The 21101-nt window shown below is 67.9% G+C and carries 20 protein-coding genes; 9 read left to right on the forward strand and 11 right to left on the reverse strand.

The features are described from left to right. The first annotated feature begins 130 nt into the window (after positions 1 to 130). Positions 131 to 1006 (forward strand): SDR family oxidoreductase, encoded by an 876-nt coding sequence (locus E3C22_RS03210; RefSeq protein ID WP_134760135.1) that lies wholly within the window; start codon positions 131 to 133, stop codon positions 1004 to 1006. 685 nt (positions 1007 to 1691) lie between these two features. Here E3C22_RS03210 and rpmG read toward each other — a convergent pair. The 6 genes from rpmG to topA all read right to left on the reverse strand — a co-directional run bounded on the left by rpmG (position 1692) and on the right by topA (position 9670). Beyond that, positions 1692 to 1859, reverse strand: a complete 168-nt coding sequence (gene rpmG / locus E3C22_RS03215) for a 50S ribosomal protein L33 (RefSeq protein ID WP_134760137.1) — start codon at positions 1857 to 1859, stop codon at positions 1692 to 1694. A gap of 218 nt (positions 1860 to 2077) precedes the next feature. Further along, positions 2078 to 3277, reverse strand: a complete 1200-nt coding sequence (locus tag E3C22_RS03220; RefSeq protein WP_245514734.1) for an MFS transporter — start codon at positions 3275 to 3277, stop codon at positions 2078 to 2080. Positions 3278 to 3418: 141 nt separating this feature from the next. Continuing rightward, positions 3419 to 4189, reverse strand: coding sequence for an NUDIX hydrolase (locus E3C22_RS03225; protein ID WP_134760142.1), 771 nt, complete (start codon positions 4187 to 4189; stop codon positions 3419 to 3421). Beyond that, positions 4186 to 4629 (reverse strand): DUF983 domain-containing protein, encoded by a 444-nt coding sequence (locus E3C22_RS03230; protein ID WP_134760144.1) that lies wholly within the window; start codon positions 4627 to 4629, stop codon positions 4186 to 4188. The genes E3C22_RS03225 and E3C22_RS03230 overlap by 4 nt, the downstream gene beginning before the upstream one ends. Beyond that, complete coding sequence (gene rnr / locus E3C22_RS03235) at positions 4626 to 6899, reverse strand: ribonuclease R (protein WP_134760146.1); 2274 nt, start codon at positions 6897 to 6899, stop codon at positions 4626 to 4628. Before rnr ends, E3C22_RS03230 begins: the two co-directional genes overlap by 4 nt. A gap of 5 nt (positions 6900 to 6904) precedes the next feature. Further along, positions 6905 to 9670 (reverse strand): type I DNA topoisomerase, encoded by a 2766-nt coding sequence (gene topA / locus E3C22_RS03240; protein ID WP_134760148.1) that lies wholly within the window; start codon positions 9668 to 9670, stop codon positions 6905 to 6907. A gap of 247 nt (positions 9671 to 9917) precedes the next feature. On the opposite strand from topA, the gene E3C22_RS24370 reads away from it, so the two are divergent. Continuing rightward, positions 9918 to 10094: a hypothetical protein gene (locus tag E3C22_RS24370; RefSeq protein ID WP_167591610.1), complete on the forward strand. Its 177-nt coding sequence runs from the start codon at positions 9918 to 9920 to the stop codon at positions 10092 to 10094. Positions 10095 to 10125: 31 nt separating this feature from the next. On the opposite strand, the gene dprA is transcribed toward E3C22_RS24370, so the two are convergent. From dprA to E3C22_RS03260, 4 genes are all read right to left on the reverse strand, one after another. Further along, the gene (gene dprA / locus E3C22_RS03245) at positions 10126 to 11259 is read right to left on the reverse strand and encodes a DNA-processing protein DprA (protein WP_134760150.1); all 1134 of its coding nucleotides are present in this window, start codon (positions 11257 to 11259) and stop codon (positions 10126 to 10128) included. 70 nt (positions 11260 to 11329) lie between these two features. Beyond that, positions 11330 to 11941, reverse strand: a complete 612-nt coding sequence (gene plsY, locus E3C22_RS03250; RefSeq protein WP_134760152.1) for a glycerol-3-phosphate 1-O-acyltransferase PlsY — start codon at positions 11939 to 11941, stop codon at positions 11330 to 11332. Positions 11942 to 12047: 106 nt separating this feature from the next. Then, positions 12048 to 13355 carry a dihydroorotase gene (locus E3C22_RS03255; RefSeq protein WP_134760154.1) on the reverse strand — a complete coding sequence of 436 codons (1308 nt, stop codon included), beginning with the start codon at positions 13353 to 13355 and terminating at the stop codon, positions 12048 to 12050. Next, a complete protein-coding gene (locus E3C22_RS03260; RefSeq protein WP_134760156.1) occupies positions 13352 to 14305 on the reverse strand; it encodes an aspartate carbamoyltransferase catalytic subunit in 954 nt (317 codons plus the stop codon). Before E3C22_RS03260 ends, E3C22_RS03255 begins: the two co-directional genes overlap by 4 nt. Before the next feature lie 97 nt (positions 14306 to 14402). Between E3C22_RS03260 and E3C22_RS03265 the strand changes: the two genes are divergently transcribed. The 3 genes from E3C22_RS03265 (at position 14403) to E3C22_RS03275 (ending at position 17074) form a co-directional block, all read left to right on the forward strand. Then, positions 14403 to 16052: an acyl-CoA dehydrogenase family protein gene (locus E3C22_RS03265; protein ID WP_134760158.1), complete on the forward strand. Its 1650-nt coding sequence runs from the start codon at positions 14403 to 14405 to the stop codon at positions 16050 to 16052. A 132-nt stretch (positions 16053 to 16184) separates the two neighbouring features. Then, positions 16185 to 16739, forward strand: a complete 555-nt coding sequence (locus E3C22_RS03270) for a hypothetical protein (protein ID WP_134760160.1) — start codon at positions 16185 to 16187, stop codon at positions 16737 to 16739. After that, positions 16739 to 17074: a DUF6105 family protein gene (locus tag E3C22_RS03275; protein WP_245514736.1), complete on the forward strand. Its 336-nt coding sequence runs from the start codon at positions 16739 to 16741 to the stop codon at positions 17072 to 17074. The genes E3C22_RS03270 and E3C22_RS03275 overlap by 1 nt, the downstream gene beginning before the upstream one ends. Here E3C22_RS03275 and ruvX read toward each other — a convergent pair. Further along, positions 17028 to 17498 carry a Holliday junction resolvase RuvX gene (ruvX, locus tag E3C22_RS03280; RefSeq protein ID WP_134760162.1) on the reverse strand — a complete coding sequence of 157 codons (471 nt, stop codon included), beginning with the start codon at positions 17496 to 17498 and terminating at the stop codon, positions 17028 to 17030. The genes E3C22_RS03275 and ruvX overlap by 47 nt on opposite strands. A 115-nt stretch (positions 17499 to 17613) precedes the next feature. Here ruvX and E3C22_RS03285 point away from each other — a divergent pair, with 115 nt between their 5' ends. From E3C22_RS03285 to gatA, 4 genes are all read left to right on the forward strand, one after another. Next, on the forward strand, positions 17614 to 18315 hold the full coding sequence (locus E3C22_RS03285; RefSeq protein WP_134760164.1) for a metal-dependent hydrolase: 702 nt from the start codon (positions 17614 to 17616) through the stop codon (positions 18313 to 18315). Between the two features lie 136 nt (positions 18316 to 18451). Next, on the forward strand, positions 18452 to 18739 hold the full coding sequence (gene gatC / locus E3C22_RS03290; RefSeq protein WP_134760166.1) for an Asp-tRNA(Asn)/Glu-tRNA(Gln) amidotransferase subunit GatC: 288 nt from the start codon (positions 18452 to 18454) through the stop codon (positions 18737 to 18739). Between the two features lie 3 nt (positions 18740 to 18742). Further along, on the forward strand, positions 18743 to 19207 hold the full coding sequence (locus E3C22_RS03295; protein ID WP_134760168.1) for a GNAT family N-acetyltransferase: 465 nt from the start codon (positions 18743 to 18745) through the stop codon (positions 19205 to 19207). 2 nt (positions 19208 to 19209) lie between these two features. Continuing rightward, a complete protein-coding gene (gatA, locus tag E3C22_RS03300) occupies positions 19210 to 20691 on the forward strand; it encodes an Asp-tRNA(Asn)/Glu-tRNA(Gln) amidotransferase subunit GatA (protein ID WP_134760170.1) in 1482 nt (493 codons plus the stop codon). The last annotated feature ends 410 nt before the right edge of the window (positions 20692 to 21101 follow it).

Below are 21101 nucleotides of genomic sequence, written 5' to 3' on the forward strand. Positions count from 1 at the left end.
TTCCTGCCGCAAGTTAGGGCACACGGACGAAAAGTCGGAGACAACCGGGGATCGAGGCGAAACGCACCTCTTGCGCCTTGAGCCGCGCCGGTCCACTTTGACGTAAACGTCAATTGGAGGAGACGACACCATGGCCGCAACATTGAACGGCAAGACCATCTTCATGTCCGGCGGCTCGCGCGGCATCGGCCTTGCGATTGCCCTCAGGGCCGCGCGGGACGGCGCCAATGTGGTGATCGCGGCGAAGACCGATCAGCCGCATCCGAAGCTTCCCGGCACCATCCACACCGCCGTCGAGGAGATCAAGCGGGCCGGCGGCCAGGGGCTCGCCGTCGTCTGCGACATCCGCGAGGAAGAACAGGTCGCGGCGGCGGTGGCGCGCGCGGTGGAGCGTTTCGGCGGCATCGACATCTGCGTCAACAACGCCTCGGCGATCCAGCTGACCGATACGCTGGCGACCGACATGAAGCGCTACGACCTGATGAATGGGGTCAATGCGCGGGGCACCTTCCTCGTGTCGAAATGCTGCATCCCGCATCTGAAGAAGGCTGAGAACCCGCATATCCTGACCTTGTCGCCGCCGCTCGACATGCAGGCGAAATGGTTCGCCGGCCACGTCGCCTATTCGATGGCGAAGTTCGGCATGTCGATGGTGACCCTCGGCCTTGCCGCGGAGCTGAAGAAGGACGGCATCGCCGCCAATTCGCTCTGGCCGCTGACGGTGATCGACACGGCGGCGGTCAGGAACGTTCTCGGCGGGGCGCCGCTCGCCTCGATGAGCCGTTCGCCGGAGATCGTCGCCGACGCTGCCCATGCGATCCTGACCAAGCCGTCGCGGGAGTTCACCGGCCGGTTCCTGATCGACGAACTCGTGCTGATGGAGGAGGGCGTCGCCGATTTCGGCCGATACGGGCCGGAGAACGGCCAGCCGATGGCGGATTTCTTCGTGCCGGACGAGGCTTTCGCCAAGGCCCGGACGAAGGTGATGCGGCAGCCGCAGGGCTGAGAGCCGCAGCCGGCGCGATCCCCGCGCTTCAATCATGGCACTGGCTTGGACGGCAAAAAGCTGACGCGGCGATTCCCCAGCCCCTCATCATGAGGTGTGAATCCGGTCGAAGTCCGGCAGAGCCTCGACGGGCGAGGGGCGTTCGCGCCCACGCCGCAGCATACGGTCGTCGCCTCGCCTTGAGCCGCCATGGCCCGCACCCTCGCCCTTCGAGGCCGCCTGCGGCGGCACCTCAGGATGAGGGCGCTCGGGTTGCAGCGCTGTCGAGTGGCTGTTGTGAAGGCGGCCGAGGCACCGAACCGGCTTGCGTCAGTGTCCCGGCCGGTCACGCGTCAAAAACAGACCCGGAAACGCCGTCCAGAACGACGAATGTCGCGGATCGCCCCGCTCTCCATAGCCCCTCATCCTGAGGTGCGAAGCGAGCAGAGCGAGGCGAGCCTCGAAGGGCGAGGGGCGGCTCGCGGCCACGCCGCAGCATTTGGACGGCGCCTCGCCTTGAGCCGCCATGGCCCGCACCCTCGCCCTTCGAGGCCGCCTGCGGCGGCACCTCAGAATGAGAGTGCTCCGTCCGGGGGGCCCTTTCGTTCCAACTGCCACGCCGCAAAACACAAAAGACCGCAGCTTGCGCTGCGGTCTTGCTGACTTGCGTCGATCGGAAACGGCCGGGCAGACGCCAGGCGCCGAATTACTTGATCTTGGTCTCGCGGAACTCGACGTGCTTGCGCGCGATCGGGTCGTACTTGGTCTTGGTCATCTTGTCGGTCATCGTCCGCGAGTTCTTGCGGGTGACGTAGAAAAAGCCGGTGTCGGCGGTGGACAGGAGCTTGATCTTGATGGTGGTCGCCTTGGCCATGGTCTTCCTCGAATGATGCTACGCAGGAACGATCCCGGTGGGTTGACCCGACCGCAATCGACCGCTGGCCTGCGCCGATGAAAGTCATTGCCGGCAAAGGCCCGGGTGCTGCCCGGAGGACACGACGGTCCGCCCGTCGCCCGGCGCCGGCAAATTCGGCCGGACAATAGCCATGGGCGGTGTTCTGTCAAGGCCCCCATCCCGCCAGATGGCCCGGCTCAGGCGGATTTGGCGGCGAACAGCCGGCCGAGCGCCAGCGCCAGATAGATCGCGAAGAACAGCGCCAGCGACCAGGCAAAGCCGCTCGGCCCGAAAAGGTCCATGGCGCTGCCGATGACCTGCGGTCCGACCAGCATGCCGAGCGAATAGCAGAAGATGAAGGCGGCGTTGGCGTCGGCGAGATCGGCCGCCGGCAGGCGCGAGCCGAGATGGGCAAGGCCGACGGTGTAGAGGCCGGCAACGACGCCGCCCCAAAGGAACAGGACGCAGGCCATCAGCCACCAGTCCTCGGCGAGCATCGGCAGACAGAGCGTGCCGATCAGGCCGACGCCGGCGCAGATCGACAGGAGGCTGCGCCGGTCGCTCACCCGGTCGGACATCAGCCCGATCGGGATCTGCATCAGCACGTTGCCGATGCCGACCGCCGTCAGGAGCTGGGCGGCGGCCGCCTCGGAAAAGCCGACCCGTTCGCCGTAGACCGGGAACAGCGTGAAGCCGCCGGCCTCGACCGCGCCGAAGATCAGCACGGCGCCGGTCGCCGTCGGCACGGCGAAGAGATAGCGCCAGAAATTGCCCTGCCGGCGGTCCTTCGCGATGACCGGCTGGCTGTTCCAGGCGAGAAACAGCGGAATGGCGGAGACGAGGATCACCCCGGCGCCGATGCCGAAAGGCAGGAAGCCCTGGCTGCCGACCTGCGAGAAGATCCACGGGCCGAGGGCGAAGCCGAGGGAGAGGACGGTGGCGTAGATACCGAGGACGAGACCGCGCTTGCCGGGCGGCGCGGCGGCATTGATCCAGAACTCCGACAGGACGAAGAGTGCGGTGATGGCGAAGTGGAAGACCAGCCGCAGCGGGAACCACATCCAGAACTCGGTGAAGACGTAGAAGCCGACCGAGGAAAGACTGGCGAGGACGATCGCGATCAGCATCGTCAGGCGGACGCTGAGGCGGATGGCGATCGGCGTGATCAGCGCCGCCGCGGCCAGCGAGGCGGCACCCGCCACCGCCGCGTTGAGACCGATCATCGAGGAAGAGACGCCCCGACGCTCGAGGATCACGCTGAGCAGCGGAAGGCCGAGACCGAGCGCAATGCCGACTGCGCTGATCGAGGCGATGGCGGCGGCGGCCGACAGCCAGTTGACGGATTCGAGCTCCGCTTCGGCTTCGGCGACGATGTCGTCCGCAGTCGATCGCTCCACCGTCCTATCCCCGAGCACTCTGCGGCAGCGAGCGAGCCGCCGTCGCGGCAGCCGCCATGGCATCGAGCGGGAACGGCCCTGCCGCAGCGCTCCGATCGGCGTGGGGCGGTCGGTCGGGGTGGTCGCTGTCGATCGTCATGATCAGATGAGGTCTTTCCGGATGCGCCCGTCAACGGTGCGGTAATAGGGCATGGCGACCGAGGCATCGAGCCAGGAGCCTTCTGCCATCCGCTCCGCCAGATCCCCGAGGATGGTCCGGGTGATCGGCGCGAGGGAATGGTCGTCGAGGCTTCCCGTCGACACCCAGCCGATCCGCTCGAACTCGTCGGTCGGCGGATCGAAGTTTTCGCTGATAGCGCCGAGTCGTGTGGCATTGATGACGAAGAAGCGGGTGTCGAAACGCCGCGGCGGCCCCTCGGGGGTCACCGCGCGGGCGATCGGCACCAGCCAGTCCACCGCCGGCGCGAGGCCGCGCTCGGAAAAGGCGGCGAAATCCTTCGGGAACGCGGCCGAATCGGCCGCCTGGCTGCCGATCAGGAGGCCGGTCTCCTCGAAGGTCTCGCGGATCGCGGCAAGCGCCAAAGCGGCGGCGTCGCGGGCCGTGAAGCCATCGGGAACCGCGGCGCAGAGCCGCGCCCCGGCGTCGCCGGGCAGGCTGAAGCGTGCGGCAAGCTCGCGGTCTGCCGGATCGACCCGGCCGCCCGGAAAGACGAAGCGGTTGGCCATGAAGACATGGGCCTTGCCGCGCAGCCCCATCAGAAAGCGCGGCCCGCCTGCCTCCGCGGTCTCGTCGACGATGATCAGCGTCGCGGCATCGCGGATCGCGACGTCACCGCCCGCTGCCGGCAAGGCTTCGCCGGAGAGCCTGCGCCGTTCGGCCTCGAGGGCCGCCAGCCGGCTTTCGCCGGTCACCCGAATTCCTCCCCGGAATCGTCCGCCCCGGAAAAGCCGCCCATCTTCAGCGCCCATTGCAGGCCGATCGTCGCGCCCTTGAGCGGCTGCATCAGAGCGAGGCTGAGGACGATGGTGACAGGCACCCAGATCGCCAGATGCTGCCACATGGTGAGCTCGACCATCTCCTCCATCCCCATGAAGCCGGCGACGACGACATGGCCGACGATGAAGACGGTGAGATAGGGCGGCAGGTCGTCGGCGCGATGATGGTGGACGGCGAGCCCGCAATCCTCGCAGGCATCGACGGACTTCAGGAAGGACCGGAACAGCCGGCCCTCGCCGCAGCGCGGGCAGCGGCTCCGGAAGCCGCGCCAGAGGGCGGTGCCGAGCGGCCGCTCCTCGGCAGAGGGCGTCCAGTCCACCGGCGGCGTCGCGGCGGCCTTGCCGGTCTCGCTCATCGGCGTCTCCTGACTTTCGATGCGACATTGCGGTCGCGGCGCTTCACGCGGCCGCGGCTCTGCGTCTTGTGGAAGGAGCCGGTCGCCGCCGGCAGCTTGCGCGGTTCGGTCAGCATTTCGAACTGCAGCGAGCCGGCGAGGGGCAGGGCCTCGATCAGGCGCACCTCGACGGTGTCGCCGAGCCTGTAGCCCTGGCCGGAGCGATCGCCGACGAGGCAGCGGGAGGCCTCGTCATAGTGGAAATATTCGTTGCCGAGGGTCGAGATCGGCACGAAGCCGTCGGCGCCGTAGGTCGGCAGCTGGACGAACAGCCCGGCCTTGGTGACGCCCGCGACACGTCCGTCGAAGGTCTCGCCGACGCGCTCGGCGAGGTGATGGGCGATCAGCCGGTCGACGGTGTCGCGCTCGGCCGCCATCGCCCGGCGCTCGGCGCGGGAGATCTCTTCCGCCGTCTCGGCGAGAAGCTCCTCGTCCTCCTTCGACAGCCCGCCTTCACCGAGGCCGAGCGCGGTCACCAGTGCGCGGTGGACGATGAGATCGGCATAGCGGCGGATCGGCGAGGTGAAATGGGCGTAGCGGGCGAGGTTGAGGCCGAAGTGGCCGAGATTCTCCGGCGTGTAGACGGCCTGGGACTGGGAGCGCAGCACCACCTCGTTGACGAGGGACTCGTTGTCGCCGCCCTTCACCCGGTCGAGGATCTGGTTGAAATGCGACGGCCTCAGCGAGCCGGCGCGGGCCAGCGGGATCTCCAGCGTCTTCAGGAACTCGCGCAGGCCCTCGAGCTTCGACAGCGAGGGCGCGTCATGGGCACGGTAGATCAGCTGCTGGCGCTGCTTCTCGAGGCTCTCGGCGGCAGCGACATTGGCGAGGATCATGAACTCCTCGATCAGCTTGTGGGCGTCGAGCCGCATCGGGACGACGACCTTCTCGACCCGTCCGGCGGCATCCAGCTTCAGCTTGCGCTCGGGGAGATCGAGATCGAGCGGCTGTCGGCGCTCGCGGGCGAGCCGCACCAGATGGTAGGCCTGCCAGAGGGGCTTCAGCACGGCGTCGAGGATGTCGGCGGGGACGGAAGCCGGATCGCCGTCGATCGCCGCCTGCGCCTGCTCATAGGCGAGCTTGGCGCGGCTCCTCATCATGATCCGGTGGAACTCGTGGCGGCGCTTGTCGCCGTCGCCGCCGATCACCAGGCGGACGGCCAGGGCAGGGCGGTCCTCGCCCTCGCGGAGCGAACAGAGATCGTTGGAGATGCGTTCGGGGAGCATCGGCACGACGCGGTCGGGGAAATAGACCGAATTGCCGCGGATGCGCGCCTCGTTGTCGAGCTTCGAGCCCGGCCGGACATACCAGGAGACGTCGGCGATCGCGACGGTGACGACGAAGCCGCCGGGATTGGCGGGATCGTCGTCCGGCACCGCGTGGACGGCGTCGTCGTGATCCTTGGCATCGGCAGGGTCGATGGTGACGAGCGGCAGGTCGCGCCAGTCCTCGCGGTGCTTCATCCCCGCAGGACCGGCGGTCTCGGCCTCGTCGAGTACGGCCTTCGGAAAGACGTGCGGAATGCCGTGGGCGTGGAGCGCGATCGACGAGATCGCCCGCTCGGAATTGATCGACCCCACGACCTCGACGACGCTCGCGGTCGGCAGGCCGATCCGCCGTCGCGGGCCCGCCTCGACCTCGACGAGGTCGCCGTCCCGGGCATCTTTGGTGTCGCCCGGCGGGATGGTGAATTCCAGCTGCTTGCGCTCGACAGGTTCGACCCGGCCGCCGCCGCCGGGCGTCGCGCGGAAGACGCCGAGGGCGACGGTGCGCCGCTTCTCGAGGATGCGGATGATCTTCAGATGGCGTTCGCCGTCCTCGTCGTCATCCTCGACGACGCGGGCGAGTACCCTTTCGCCGACACCGGGTGCGGGGCCCTTGTCGCGCTCGACGCGCACCGGAATGCGTGGCGGCTCGCCATCCTCCAGCCGGTCCCAGGTGACGGGTTCGGCGAGGAGCGCGCCTTCCTCGTCGCGGCGTCGGATCTCGAAGACGCCGACCGGCGGCAGCGCGCCCGGCGTCTTGAAACGGCGGCGGTCACCGGAGATGACGCCCTCCGACTGGAGCTCGGCGAGCAGCATCTTCAAAGCGATGCGGTCGTCGCCCTTGACGCCGAAGGCCTTGGCGATCTCCCGCTTGGAGGCCCTGCCGGGATTGTCGGCGACGAATCGCAGCACCGCCTCGCGTGTGAGGGCGGGCATCTCGTCCCGGCCGGTGTTGCGTCGTGCCATGGCTGTCAGTCCGCGTCCCAGGGGACGCTGTCCGACGTCTCGGGAGCTGCCTTCGACTTCGCTGCGGAGCCTTTCGACGTCGCCGCCTTCTTCGATGCAGCGCTCTTCGACTTTGCGGCCGACTTCGCCGGCTTGGCGGCGCCATTGCCGTCCTCGGCGGCCTTGCCGTTGGCGGCCTTCTTCGCCGCCGGCTTCCTGGTGCTCGAGGCAGACTTCTTCTTGCCGCCGGTGCCCTTGGCGCCGGTCTTTTCGGCCCGCTCGGTGAGAAGCTGGATCGCCTCCTCGAGGGTGACCGAAGACGGATCCTTGCCCTTCGGCAGGGTCGCGTTGACCTTGCCGGTGTTGACGTATGGCCCGAAGCGGCCGTCGCGCACAGTGATCTCGCCGCCGAGCGTCGGGTGCTCGCCGAGGGTGGCGAGCGCCGCCGGCTTGCCGCGTCCGCGGCCGCCCTTTTCCTTCTTCTCGGCGATCACCGTGACGGCGCGGTTCAGCCCGACCTCGAAGACATCCTCGATGGTGTCGAGATTGGCATACATGCCGTCATGCTGGAGGAACGGGCCATAGCGGCCGAGGCCGGCGAGGATCGGCTTGCCGGATTCGGGATGGACGCCAACCTCACGCGGCAGCGACAGAAGCCGCAGGGCCTTTTCGAGATCGATCTCCGAGGCCTGCCAGCCCTTCGGCAGCGACGAGCGCTTGGCCTCCTTGCCCTCGCCCCTCTGGACGTAAGGCCCGAAACGGCCGGAGCGCAGGGTCACCGGCTCGCCGGTCTCGGGATCGGTGCCGAGGTCCTTCGGCCCGTCATCGGTCTCGCCGCCGGCGGCATCGGCCGAAAAGCTGGTGCCGAGCTGCCGGGTGAAGCCGCATTCCGGATAGTTCGAGCAGCCGACGAAGGCGCCGAACTTGCCGAGCTTCAAAGACAGCTTGCCGTCGCCGCAGCGCGGGCAGGCGCGCGGATCGGTGCCGTCCTCCTTCGGCGGGAAGACCAGCGGCGCGAGCTCTTCGTTCAGTGCGTCAAGAACGTCGGAAACCCTCAGTTCCTTGGTGCCTTCGACATGGCTGGAAAAATCCTGCCAGAAGTCGCGCAGGACGTCCTTCCAGGAGAGTTCGCCAGCCGAGATCTTGTCGAGCTTCTCCTCGAGATCGGCAGTGAAGTCGTATTCGACGTAGCGCTCGAAGAAATTGTGCAGGAAGGCGGTGACCAGCCGGCCCTTCGCCTCGGGCAGGAGCTTGCGCTTGTCGACGACGATGTATTCCCGGTCCTGCAGGGTCTGCAGGGTGGCGGCATAGGTCGACGGACGGCCGATGCCGAGCTCTTCCATGCGCTTGATGAGCGAGGCTTCGGAAAAGCGCGGCGGCGGCTCGGTGAAGTGCTGGTCGGCATCGATCGAGCGGCGCTCGACGCTTTCCTTCGCCGCCATTTCCGGCAGCCGGGCGTCGTCGCCGTCCTCGTCGGAGTCGGATTTGGAATCGTCGCGGTGGTCGACATAGGCGGCGAGGAAGCCGTCGAACTTGATGACCTGGCCGGAGGCCCTCAGCTTCGCCGTCTTGCCGTCGCCCCTTGCGTCGATGTCGACGGTGGTGCGCTCGATCTCCGCCGGGGCCATCTGGCTGGCGATGGCGCGCTTGAAGATCAGGTCGTAGAGCCGGAACTGGTCCGGATCGAGGAAGCGCTTCACTTCCTGGGGCGAACGGGTGAAGTCGGTCGGCCGGATCGCCTCGTGGGCTTCCTGGGCGTTCTTCGCCTTGGTCGAATAGTAGCGCGGCTTGTCGGGCACGTAGCGGGCGCCGAAGCCCGAGCCGATGGCCTTGCGGGCGCCGTCGATCGCCTCGGGCGCCATCTGGACGCCGTCGGTTCGCATATAGGTGACGAGGCCGACGGTCTCGCCGCCGAGATCGATGCCCTCGTAGAGCCGCTGGGCGACCTGCATGGTCCGCGAAGCCGAGAAGCCGAGCTTGGCGGAAGCCGCCTGCTGCAGCGTCGAGGTGGTGAAGGGCGGGCCGGGATTGCGCCGGGTGGGCTTGGCTTCTACGCTCTCGACGGCGAAGGTCGATGCGTCGAGCATCCGCTTGATGGTGCCGGCGATATCGCCATTGTCGATCGACAGGCGCTGGATCTTCTCGCCGTCGAAGGCGGCAAGGCGCGCATCGAAGGTCTCGCCCCGGATGGTGGCGAGATGGGCGACGATCGACCAATATTCCTGCGGCTTGAAGCGCTCGATCTCGGCTTCGCGGTCGCAGACGAGGCGCAGCGCCACCGACTGGACGCGGCCTGCCGAGCGGGCGCCGGGCAGCTTGCGCCACAAGACCGGCGACAGCGTGAAGCCGACGAGATAGTCGAGCGCCCGGCGGGCGAGATAGGCGTCGACCAGCGGCTCGTCGATCTGGCGCGGATTGGCCATCGCGTCGAGCACGGCCTTCTTGGTGATGGCGTTGAAGACGACGCGGCTCACCGGCTTCTTGCCGAGCGCCTTCTTCTGCCGCAGCACCTCCAGCACGTGCCAGGAAATCGCCTCGCCCTCGCGGTCGGGGTCGGTGGCGAGAACGAGGCCGTCGGCCCCCTTCACCGCCTGGGCGATCTCGCTGAGGCGCTTCTGGGACGGCTTGCCGACCTCCCAGCTCATCTCGAAATCTTCGTCCGGCCGCACCGACCCGTCCTTGGGCGGCAGATCGCGAACGTGACCGTAGGAGGCAATGACCTTGTAGCCGTTGCCGAGATATTTGTTGATCGTCTTCGCTTTGGCCGGCGATTCGACGATGACGACGTCCATAAGTGTCCTGTTCGCGAAATGTCTTGGCAGATACGGGCTGAAATTACGCCGATTCGCTTCAGAGGCCGGCGTTTGGCATGCGTCAGATGGACAGTCCTGCCGGAACGGTCAAGCCCGAGCCTCGCGCAGAGCCACCCCGTTGCAACCATGGCACGAACCTGTCTATAACGACTCGACAAGTTGAAATCACGACGGCTCCGCCCATCTTTTCGCAGTGGATTCACGGGTGGTCAATGAGTTCAAGCGAATGAAGAGCGACATCGGCGAATTGCGCGCGAACCTCGAATATGTCCGCGACATGCTGGAGCAACTAAAGGTTGTTTCCGGGGCAAAATCGGGGGCTATGCTGATCTATTTCCTCGATCTGGCCAAGCTGGAGGCGGAGGAGCGGATCGCCCGGTTGCGCGAGAGATCCGCGGGTTAGGGCCGCGCAGCGGGCTCCGCGGGGCCGGTCGTCACAACAGCAGCGACACCATACCGCCCGGATGGCGCTCCAGCCGCCCGGCAAGGTCGAGTTCCAGGATCACGAGCTGGACCGCGCCGGCGCTCGCGCCGGTATGGGCGATGATCTCGTCGATCGCGACGGGGGTCGGCCCGAGGCATTCGACGATCCGCTCGCGCTCGGAGCGGCTCGGCTCGTCCTGACCGCCATCGGGCGCCGGCTCGTCGAGCGCACCGTCCTCCGGCGCCGTGTCGCGTCCGGCGAGTGGCGACAGGGCTTCCAGAATGTCCGAAGCATCGCAGGCGAGGATCGCGCCGTCGCGGATCAGCCGGTTGGCGCCGGCGGCGCGCGGATCGAGCGGCGAGCCGGGCACGGCAAAGACAAGCCTTCCGAGTTCGCCGGCAAGGCGGGCGCTGATCAGCGAGCCGGAACGCAGCGCCGCCTCGACGACCAGGAGCCCAAGCGCCAGCCCCGCGACGAGCCGGTTGCGGCGGGGAAAGTCGATCGCCCGCGCCGTCCAGCCGAAGGGCATTTCGGAGACGAGTGCGCCGCCGGTATCGACGATCCGGCGCATCAGCGGCCGGTTTTCCTGGGGGTAGGGGCGGTCGAGCCCGCCGGCGAAGACGCCGATCGTGCCGGTGTGAAGCGCCGCGTCATGGGCGGCGGCATCGATGCCGCGGGCAAGGCCGGAGACGACGACATAGCCGGCCTCGCCGACGCCGGCGGCGAACATCCGCGTCAGCTTGATGCCGGAGAGCGAAGCGTTGCGGGCGCCGACGATGGCGAGCGCCGGGCGCTCGAAACAGGCGGCGTCGCCCATTACCGCCAGCACCGGCGGGGCGTATTCGACGCTGCGCAGATGCTGCGGATAGTCCGGCTCGCCGAGACAGACGAAGCGGGCGCCGAGCTTTTCCGCCCGCGCCAACTCCTCGGCGGCGGCGGCCTCGGTGCAGACGACGATGCGGCGGCCGCCGCGGGCGGCCAGTTCGGGCAGGGCGTCCAGCGCGGCCGCGGCGGTGCCATAGCGGTTGATGAGGTCCCGGAAGGTCGCCGGGCCGACATTCTCGCTGCGGATCAGCCGCAGCCAGGCAAGACGCATCGCCTCGGTCAGGACGACGCCGCGCCGCGGCGCGGCGGGCAGCGTCATGGCATCGCCCTCCGCCCCCGGACCGGGCCGCCATCCGCGACAGGGCTGGTGGAAGGCCGAGGGCGCGGCGTCATGCCTTGTTCGCCCCGATCTTCGGTTCGTTGCCGCCGACGAGACGGCGGATATTGGCGTGATGGCGGATATAGACGAGGATCGTCAGGATCGCGGTGAGGATCGCCGCCGCCGGATAGCCGAGGAAATAATAGGCGATCGGCACCAGCAGCGTCGCGACGAGGGCGGCGAGGGAGGAGTAGCGGGTGAGATAGGCGACGGAGAGCCAGGCGATGGCGAAGACGACGACGCCGAGCGGCGCGATGCCGAGCAGGATACCGAGATAGGTGGCGACGCCCTTGCCGCCCTTGAAATTCAGCCAGACCGGGAAGAGATGGCCGAGAAAGGCGCCGATGCCCGCCGCCGCGGCATAGAACGGGCCGAGATAGAGCAGGGCGACGAGCACGGGCACGGTGCCCTTGAGGATGTCGCCGGCAAGCGTCAGCGCCGCCATCACCTTGTTGCCGGTGCGCAGCGCGTTGGTGGCGCCGATGTTGCCGGAGCCGATCTTGCGGATGTCGCCGAGGCCGAAGACGTAGCCGAGGACCAGCCCGAACGGGATCGACCCGCAGACATAGCCGCTGACGAGGCACACGATCGCCCAGCCGAAATTCAAGGACGCATCGTCCAACACGAGCTCTCTCCCGTTTGCTCGACCCGCACGCGGCCTCCGCCCGAAAAGGACCGGAGCCGGCGCGCAGCTGCCGGCTGGCGCCAGGGACTTGCCGCCCCGGCGCCTATCCGGCCGCTTCGAAGACTGTGCGGCCCGCAACGAGCGTCCGCAAGACCTGACCTTCGAAGCGGGCGTTCTCGAAGGCGGAATTCTTCGACCGCGAGCGGATATGCTCTTCGGTGAAGACGAATGGCCGGTCGAGATCGACGAGGACGAGATCCGCCGGCGCGCCGGGCCCGAGCGTGCCGCGATCGAGGCCGAGCAGCCTTGCCGGAGCGACGGTCATCGCCTCGATAAGGCGCATCAGCGGGACTGCGCCCGAATGATGCAGGCGAAGCGCCGCCGGCAGCAGCGTCTCGAGCCCGATCGCGCCGGCTTCGGCCTCGGCGAAGGGCCGGCGCTTGTCGTCGGTGTCCTGCGGGTCGTGGGACGAGACGATGATGTCGACCGTGCCGTCGGCGAGCGCCTCGACCATCGCCAGCCTGTCCTCTTCGCGCCTCAAAGGCGGCGAGAGGCGGAAATAGGTGCGGTACTGGCCGACATCGTTCTCGTTCAGCGCCAGATGGTTGATCGACACGCCGGCGGTCACCGCGAGGCCGCGGCGCTTGGCGGCGGCGACGACGGCGGCCGATTCGCCGAGCGAGATCTTCGCCGCATGGTAGCGGCAGCCGGTGAGCGCCGCGAGCCTGAGGTCGCGCTCCAGCGGGATGATCTCCGCTTCGCCCGGAATGCCGGGAAGGCCGAGCCAGGAGGCGAACAGCCCCTCGTTCATCACGCCCTTGCCGGCGAGCAGGGCATCCTGCGTCTCGTGCATGACGACGGCGGAAAAATCCCGCGCATAGGTCATGATCCGGCGCAGCAGCGCCGGGTCGGCGATCGTCCTGCGGCCCTCGGTGAAGGCCTTGACGCCGGCCTCGGCGAGGAGGCCGATCTCGGTCATCTCCTTGCCGGCGAGACCCTTGGTGAGGGCCGCGGCAGGAAAGACGTTGACGAGGGCGGTATCGCGGGCCGTGCGCATGACGAATTCGGCGATGGCGACATCGTCGATCACCGGATTGGTGTCCGGCATGGTGAGGATCGAGGTGACGCCGCCGCTCGCCGCTGCCCGCGACGCCGAGGCGATGGTCTCGCGATGTTCGCCGCCCGGCTCGCCGATGAAGACGCGGGCGTCGACGAGGCCTGGCAGGACAGTGAGGCCCTTGCCGTCGATCACCGTCGCGCCGTCCGGGCGGCCCTGGTTCAGCGCATCGGGCCCGGCGGCGGCGACGCGGCCATCCGAAACGACGACGGTGCCGACGGCGTCGAGGGAGCGTGACGGATCGACGATGCGGGCGGCCTCGATGACCAGCGGACGTTCGTCGGAGCCGTTCATGCGCCGTCTCCCGTCGTCCCGAGGAGCTTCTCGATCACCGCCATGCGCACGGCAACGCCCATCTCCACCTGTTCCTCGATGACGCTCTTCGGCCCGTCGGCGATCTCGGAGGCGATCTCGACGCCGCGGTTCATCGGGCCGGGATGCATGACGAGAGCGTCAGGCTTGGCATGGTCGAGCTTGGCCGCATCGAGGCCGAAATAGCGGAAATACTCCCGCACCGACGGGACGAAGGCGCCCTCCATGCGCTCGCGCTGCAGCCTGAGCATCATCACCACGTCGGCGCCCTTCAGCCCCTCGTCCATGCGGCGGAAGACCTTGACGCCCATTTCGGCGATGCCGCTCGGCAAAAGCGTCGAGGGCGCGACCACCCGGACCTCGGCGCCGAGGGCGTTGAGAAGGATGATGTTGGAGCGGGCGACCCGGCTGTGCAGCACGTCGCCGCAGATCGCGACGATCAGCCGGGCGATGCGGCCCTTGCGCCGGCGGATGGTCAAGGCGTCGAGGAGGGCCTGGGTGGGGTGTTCGTGAGCGCCGTCGCCGGCGTTGACCACCGAACAGGCGACCTTCTGGGCGAGCAGCGCGACGGCGCCGGCCGAGTGGTGACGCACGACGAGGATGTCCGGCTGCATGGCGTTGAGCGTCATCGCCGTGTCGATCAGCGTCTCGCCCTTCTTCACCGACGAGCTTGCCACCGACATGTTCATCACGTCGGCGCCGAGGCGCTTGCCGGCGAGTTCGAAGGAGGCCTGGGTGCGGGTCGAGGCCTCGAAGAACAGATTGATCTGGGTGCGGCCCTTGAGGATCGACTTCTTCTTCTCGGTCTGCCGCGAGACGGCGACTTCCGCCTCGGCGAGATCGAGGAGCTCGGTGATGTCCTGGGGCGAAAGCCCGGCAATGCCGAGAAGGTGTCGGCGGCCTGGCGAAGTTGTTTGGGCGGGTGCGATCATGTCGAACGAGGGCTATAAGGCTTTGTGGAAAGCGCGGCAAGAAAGTGCCGCGGCAATCCCCGGAACTCGCAGGGGCCGGGGAGAGAGGGAGCGCGAGATGGAAGACGCCGCCACCCACGAGGTGTTCAACCAGTCCTCCGATTTTGCCGGGTTCAATGCCTATCGCTCCGACCCGCTCATGAAGCTGCTGACGGCGGATTTTCCCGCCGACGTCATCGTTACGCTCGACCGCCACGGCCGCTTCTGCGGCTCGCACGAGGCCCACGATCTCGCCCGCCTCGCCAATCTCGAAAAGCCGAGCCTCAGGCGATTCGACGAGAAGGGCCACCGGCTGGAGATGGTCGACTTCCATCCGGCCTATCACGCGCTGATGCGCCGCTCGATCGCCGAAGGCCTGAGCGCCTCGATCTGGGACGCGTCGCCGGAGGAGGCGGGGATCCGCCATCGTGCCCGGGCGGCGCGGTTCTTCATGACGGCCGGGGTCGAATGCGGCCATCTCTGCCCGGTGACGATGACCTCGGCCTCGGTCGCCGCGCTCGCCGCAACGCCGGCGCTGAAGGACGCCTGGCTGCCGCTGATCGCTTCGCGCCAGTACGATCCGGGGGTGAAACCGCCGCTGGAAAAGGCCGGCCTTACCCTCGGCATGGGGATGACCGAAAAACAGGGCGGCACCGACGTTCGGGCCAACACCACCCGCGCGATACCGGTCGGCGACGGCCGGTACGAGATCACCGGCCACAAATGGTTCATGTCGGCGCCGATGTGCGACGGCTTCCTGGTGCTCGCTCAGACAAAGGCTGGCCAGAGCTGCTTCCTGATGCCGCGCCGGCGCGCCGACGGCTCGCTCAATGGCCTCTTCATCCAGCGTCTCAAGGACAAGCTCGGCAACCGCTCCAACGCGTCATCCGAGGTGGAGTTCGTCGCGGCCGAGGCGGTGCTGGTCGGCGAGGAGGGCAGGGGGATTGCGACGATCCTCGACATGGTGACGCTGACGCGGGTCGACTGCGCGCTGGCTTCCGCCGGGCTGATGCACGGGGCGCTGGCCGAGGCGGTCCATCACTGCAGGGAGCGCCAGGTCTTCGGCCGGTATCTCATCGACCAGCCGCAGATGGTGCGGGTGCTCGGCGAACTCGCCCTCGACGCCGCGGGAGCGACGGGCCTTGCCTTCCACCTCGCCGAGACGCTCGATCGCCGCGACGGCGACGCCGGCGACGAAGCCGCGCGAGCCTGGGCACGGGTCATGACGCCGGTGACGAAATACTGGGTGTGCAAGCTGGCGCCGGCCTTCACCTATGAGGCGATGGAATGCCTCGGCGGCAACGGCTATGTCGAGGACGGGCGGCTGGCGCGGGCCTATCGCGAGGCGCCGGTGAACGCCATCTGGGAGGGCTCGGGCAATGTCGTTGCCCTCGATCTCCTGCGGGTCCTGAAGCGCGATCCGGACGCCTTCGAGACGGTGATCGCGACGATCGAGGCGGATCTCGGCGAAATGGCCGGACGCACGCCCGACGTGCTGCGCGCCGCCGTGGCGATGGTCGTTTCCGACGAGGGCGCCTGCCGGCTGCTCGCCGAGCAGATGGCGCTCGCCGCAGCCGCCGGCACGCTGAAGCGGCTCGGCCTCGGCCCAATCGCCGCGGCCTTTGCCGAAAGCCGGCTCGGCGGCGTCTTCAGCCACACCTACGGCATGGTGGATCTCAGGCACGACTGCCGGGCGATCGTCGACGACCTCTATCCGCCGCTCCGCTGAGCCGTCCCGGGAGCCGAAAGGCCTGCATTGCCGGCTGCGTTAAGCATGTCGGCCGGATCGGCTTGCGGGCGCCGGGACGAATGGCGACACTCCGCGTTAACCGATTGGTAACCTAAACGACGGAGCCAGTGCGTGACGCATCGGGTCGCTTCGCTACTTGCGCTTTCCGGCTGGGCGGGCTTTTGCGGCGTTTCGGCGCTGCGCTGCGTCCATGAGGCGGGACTGTCGGAACTGCTGTTCGGATCCTTCGGTACCGGTGTGCTCGACACGGCGGAATTTTCGCCGCTCGGCGTCGACAGCCGGCAGCTTCTCGGCCTTGCCGCGATCCTCGCGGCGCTGGCCGTCGCCTTCTCGCTCAGCATCGCCGGCGTCATCGCGCTCATGAAACGTCCCGAACGCCTCGTCGAGCCCTTCGCGGCGGCGACCTTCTCGGCGCTGTTCGGCTTCTATGCGGCGCTGGCGCTCTCCGGCTCGCCGGCCGTCGAGCTCTTCGGCAAGGGGCCGCTCGTCACCCTTTTCATCGCCCTCGGCTTTGCCGGGCTGCTCTTCGACCACCTGATCGCCGACCAGGAAGACGCCGAAGGCGACGAGACCTTCCAGGCGGTGATGGCGCATCTCGAGGAGGCCAAGCGCGCCGCCATCGCCGAGCGCGAGAGCGGCAAGCGCCGCGACGGCGACGAGGAGTGATGCGCGCGCTTCTGATCCTCTGGTTCACGCCGCTCGCAGCCTTCTTCGGCTGGTACTTCCTGTCGCTCGCCGATGTCGGGTCGAGCTTCGGCGGGTTCTTCCTCAGCCGCGACCTCAACGAGGGGATCTTCCTGATCTACGGCCACATCCTCGGCGTCGCGCCGGAGCGGTTGCCGGGGCTTTTCGCCTGGGGGATCGCCTGCGACAGCGCCATGCTTTTCGCCATCGTCGGCTATCGCCGCCGCCGGGCCATCGCCGCATGGTGGGCAGGGCGGAAGGACAGCGCCATCATCGAGGCATCGCCGCGAGACGATCGAGCGCACCCTGCAGGATGAAGGCCGCTGCGGCCGAATCGATGCGCTCGGCCCGCCGGGCCCGCGACACGTCGGCTTCGATCATCGCCCGCTCCACCGCCACCGTCGACAGACGCTCGTCCCAGAACATCGCCGGCCTTGCGTCCAGCGCCGAATAGTTGCGCATGAAGGCGCGGGTCGCCTGGGCCCTGGGGCCTTCACTGCCATCCATGTTGAGCGGCAGGCCGATGACGATGCCGACGACCTGTTCGTCGTCGAGCGCCTTCTTCAGCGCGGCGGCGTCGGGGGTGAACTTCTTGCGGCGAAGGACCGGGCGCGGTGTCGCGAAGCGCCAGGAACGGTCCGACAAAGCAAGGCCGATGGTCTTGGTGCCGAGGTCGAGGCCGGCGAGCGGCAGGCCGGCGGGCACGGCGCCGAGAAATTCCTCGAGGGCAAGGACGGCCATCGCCTATGCCTTGACCCGGCGGGACGGCTGCGCAGTTACCGGCGAAGACGGCCCGGCCGCAACACGGCGCGCCGGGGCCGGCATCGCTCTTTCCGCCACCAAGGGGCCTTTACCCATGAAGATCACCTATTTCGGCCATTCGGCCTTCCGCATCGAGACCGGTTCCTCGGTCATTCTCGTCGACCCGTTTCTCACCGGCAACCCGCATTTCAAGGGCGACGTCGCCGAGGCCAGAAAGGGCGTCACCCACATCGCCATCAGCCACGGCCACTCGGATCACGTGGGCGACGCCATATCGATCGCCAAGGAGACCGGCTGCACCGTCGTCGCGAATTTTGAGATCTACACCTGGCTCAGCCAGAAGGGCGTGACGACCGCCGCCTTTGCCGGTACCGGCGGCACCGTCGCCTTCGACGATTTCTCGGTGACGCTCACCCAGGCCTTCCACTCCTCCAGCTACACCGAGGAGGACGGCCGCATCGTCTATCTCGGCATGCCCAACGGCCTCGTCTTCCACTTCAAGGACGGCCCGACCCTCTATCACATGGGGGACACCGACATGTTCGGCGACATGGCTCTGATCGAGGAACTGCACCAGCCGAAGCTCGCCATGGTGCCGGTCGGCGACCGCTTCACCATGGGCGGCGCCGTCGCGGCCATCGCCTGCCGGCGCTATTTCAATTTCGACACCATCATCCCGATGCACTGGGGCACGATGCCGATCCTCGATCCCTCGCCGGAAAAGTTCAAGGAGGCTATGGAGGGCGATGCCGGCAAGGTGGTGACACCGGCCATCGGCGAACCGTTCGAGGTGTGAGGCCGACAGCCTCGCACCTCAGGCCCGCCGAGAAGCTGACGCCTTTGTCGAACCATCCCCGGGCGGCCGTTGCCACCCGGGGATGGCGTCGTTATAGCAGCGCCAAACCATCAGCCCCAAAGCCGCCGGAGACAGCATGTCCGTCGATTCCGCCACCGTGCGCCGCGTCGCCAAGCTCGCCCGCATCGCCGTCAGCGACACCGACGTGACGGCGATGGAAGCCGAGCTGAACGCCATTCTCGGCTTCGTCGAGCAGCTCTCGGAGGTCGACGTCACCGGGGTCGAGCCGATGACCTCGGTGATCCCGATGGAGATGAAGAAGCGCGAGGACCGCGTCACCGACGGCGAGAAGGCCGACGACATCGTCGCCAACGCGCCGGCGAGCGAGGACCACTTCTTCATGGTGCCGAAGGTGGTCGAATAGGCCATGGCCCTGACGGTCTCTGTCGAAACGCCATTGCAGGACGACATTCGCGACATGGTCGCCAAGCTGAACGCGCATCTGAAGCCCCTCTCGCCGCCGGAGTTCCAGTTCCAGCTGACGGTGGAACAGATGGCCGGCGCCGACGCGACGGTGTTCGTCGCCCGGGACGCGGCCGGCACGGCCGTCGCCATGGGGTCGCTGAAGGTGCATGACGAGACGACCGGCGAGGTCAAGCGGATGTTCTGCGAGCCGGACTTGAGGGGCAGGGGCCTCGGCCGGTCGATCCTCGATGCGATCGAGGCGAGGGCGCGCGAGACCGGACTGCAGCGTCTCGTCCTCGAGACCGGTGCGACGCCGGGATTCGAGCCTGCCTGGGCGCTCTACGAGCGCGGCGGCTTCACCGTCTGTCCGGCCGTGCTCGACTATCCCGATTCCGAATACAGCCGCTTTTACGAAAAGAGCCTTTGATCATGAGTGACCTCACCGCCCTCACCATCGCCGAGGCCCGCGGCAAGCTGTCGAAGAAAGAGACCAGCGCCGCCGAGCTGACCGAGGCCTATCTTGCCGCGATCGAGACCGCCAATCCGCTGATCAACGCCTATGTCAAGGTGACCGAGGACAAGGCGCGGTCGATGGCCAAGGCCTCCGACGCGAAGATCGCCAAGGGCGAGGCGGGGCCGCTCGAAGGCATTCCGCTTGGCATCAAGGACCTCTTCGCCACCGAGGGCGTCCACACCCAGGCCGCCTCGCACATCCTCGACGGCTTCGAGCCGCGCTACGAATCCACCGTCACGGCGAACCTCTTCGCCGACGGCGCGGTGATGCTCGGCAAGCTCAACATGGACGAGTTCGCCATGGGCTCGTCCAACGAGACGAGCTATTACGGCCCTGTGAAGAACCCCTGGCGCCGCGAGGGCTCCAACATGGACCTCGTGCCGGGCGGCTCGTCCGGCGGGTCGGCGGCCTCCGTCGCGGCGCAGCTCTGTGCCGGCGCGACGGCGACCGACACCGGCGGCTCGATCCGCCAGCCGGCGGCGCTGACGGGCACCGTCGGCATCAAGCCGACCTATGGCCGCTGTTCGCGCTGGGGTATCGTCGCCTTCGCCTCGTCCCTCGACCAGGCGGGTCCGATCGCCCGGGACGTGCGCGATGCGGCGATCCTCCTGAAATCGATGGCATCCGTCGATCCCAAGGACACGACCTCCGTCGACCGCGAGGTGCCGGACTACGAGGCGGCGGTCGGCCGCTCGGTGAAGGGGCTGAGGATCGGCGTTCCGAAGGAATACCGCATGGACGGCATGCCGCAGGAGATCGAGACCCTGTGGCAGACCGGCATCCAGTGGCTGAAGGACGCCGGGGCCGAGATCGTCGACGTGTCGCTGCCGCACACCAAATACGCGCTGCCGGCCTATTACATCGTCGCGCCGGCGGAGGCATCGTCGAACCTCGCCAGATACGACGGCGTACGCTACGGCCTCCGGGTGCCTGGCAAGGACATCGTCGACATGTACGAAAAGACCCGCGCCGAAGGGTTCGGCCGCGAGGTCAAGCGGCGCATCATGATCGGCACCTATGTGCTGTCGGCCGGCTATTACGACGCCTATTACCTGCAGGCGCAGAAGGTCCGCACGCTGATCAAGCGCGACTTCGAGACGGTCTATGCGGACGGGATCGACGTGCTGCTGACGCCGGCGACGCCGTCGGCCGCCTTCGGCATCGGCGACCAGGACATGGCGGCCGATCCGGTGAAGATGTATCTCAACGACATCTTCACGGTGACGGTGAACATGGCCGGCCTGCCCGGTATCGCCGTTCCCGCGGGTCTCGACGCTGGCGGCCTGCCGCTCGGCCTGCAACTCATCGGCCGGCCCTTCGACGAGGAGACGCTGTTCTCCCTCGGCGCGGTGATCGAGCAGGCGGCAGGGCATTTCTCGCCGAAGAAGTGGTGGTAGGCGAGGGCGGCAAGCTCTTCGCCTGAAGATCCTGGCCTCGGCCATCGCTTCAGGCACGGCGACGCTTCCGGCAAGCCGATCTCCCCCCTTGCGGGGGAGATACCTGGCAAGGCAGAGGGGGTGCCTCGGCGCAGGCTTATCAAAACTCACCGGCCGGCTCGCCATTCTGGACGGCCTCGGAGAATGGCGGCGTGCGACTGTCCTCGGCCATGGCTGTTCGCCCAGCAGCTCTCAAGATTGTACGGCGCCACCGCCCGGCTCGCCCCCCTCTGGGGGAGATGCCTGGCAAGGCAGAGGGGGGTGCCTCGGCGCAGGCTTATCAAAACTTACCGCCCGGCTCGCCCCCCTCTGGGCTGCCGCCCATCTCCCCCGCAAGGGGGGAGATCAGCTCGTCGCCCTCGTCGCCCCTT

It is taken from the genome of Jiella endophytica (assembly GCF_004519335.1).
GTDB lineage: Bacteria > Pseudomonadota > Alphaproteobacteria > Rhizobiales > Rhizobiaceae > Jiella > Jiella endophytica.

Coding starts and splice junctions, on each gene's coding strand:
- E3C22_RS03265 (WP_134760158.1), top strand. CDS start 14,403: ATGGAAGACGCCGCCACCCACGAGGTGTTCAACCAGTCCTCCGATTTT.
- E3C22_RS03275 (WP_245514736.1), top strand. CDS start 16,739: ATGCGCGCGCTTCTGATCCTCTGGTTCACGCCGCTCGCAGCCTTCTTC.
- E3C22_RS03260 (WP_134760156.1), bottom strand. CDS start 14,305: ATGATCGCACCCGCCCAAACAACTTCGCCAGGCCGCCGACACCTTCTC.
- rnr (WP_134760146.1), bottom strand. CDS start 6,899: ATGGCACGACGCAACACCGGCCGGGACGAGATGCCCGCCCTCACACGC.
- E3C22_RS03210 (WP_134760135.1), top strand. CDS start 131: ATGGCCGCAACATTGAACGGCAAGACCATCTTCATGTCCGGCGGCTCG.
- E3C22_RS03230 (WP_134760144.1), bottom strand. CDS start 4,629: ATGAGCGAGACCGGCAAGGCCGCCGCGACGCCGCCGGTGGACTGGACG.
- E3C22_RS03255 (WP_134760154.1), bottom strand. CDS start 13,355: ATGAACGGCTCCGACGAACGTCCGCTGGTCATCGAGGCCGCCCGCATC.
- gatC (WP_134760166.1), top strand. CDS start 18,452: ATGTCCGTCGATTCCGCCACCGTGCGCCGCGTCGCCAAGCTCGCCCGC.
- rpmG (WP_134760137.1), bottom strand. CDS start 1,859: ATGGCCAAGGCGACCACCATCAAGATCAAGCTCCTGTCCACCGCCGAC.
- E3C22_RS24370 (WP_167591610.1), top strand. CDS start 9,918: ATGAAGAGCGACATCGGCGAATTGCGCGCGAACCTCGAATATGTCCGC.
- gatA (WP_134760170.1), top strand. CDS start 19,210: ATGAGTGACCTCACCGCCCTCACCATCGCCGAGGCCCGCGGCAAGCTG.
- dprA (WP_134760150.1), bottom strand. CDS start 11,259: ATGACGCTGCCCGCCGCGCCGCGGCGCGGCGTCGTCCTGACCGAGGCG.
- ruvX (WP_134760162.1), bottom strand. CDS start 17,498: ATGGCCGTCCTTGCCCTCGAGGAATTTCTCGGCGCCGTGCCCGCCGGC.
- topA (WP_134760148.1), bottom strand. CDS start 9,670: ATGGACGTCGTCATCGTCGAATCGCCGGCCAAAGCGAAGACGATCAAC.
- E3C22_RS03285 (WP_134760164.1), top strand. CDS start 17,614: ATGAAGATCACCTATTTCGGCCATTCGGCCTTCCGCATCGAGACCGGT.
- E3C22_RS03295 (WP_134760168.1), top strand. CDS start 18,743: ATGGCCCTGACGGTCTCTGTCGAAACGCCATTGCAGGACGACATTCGC.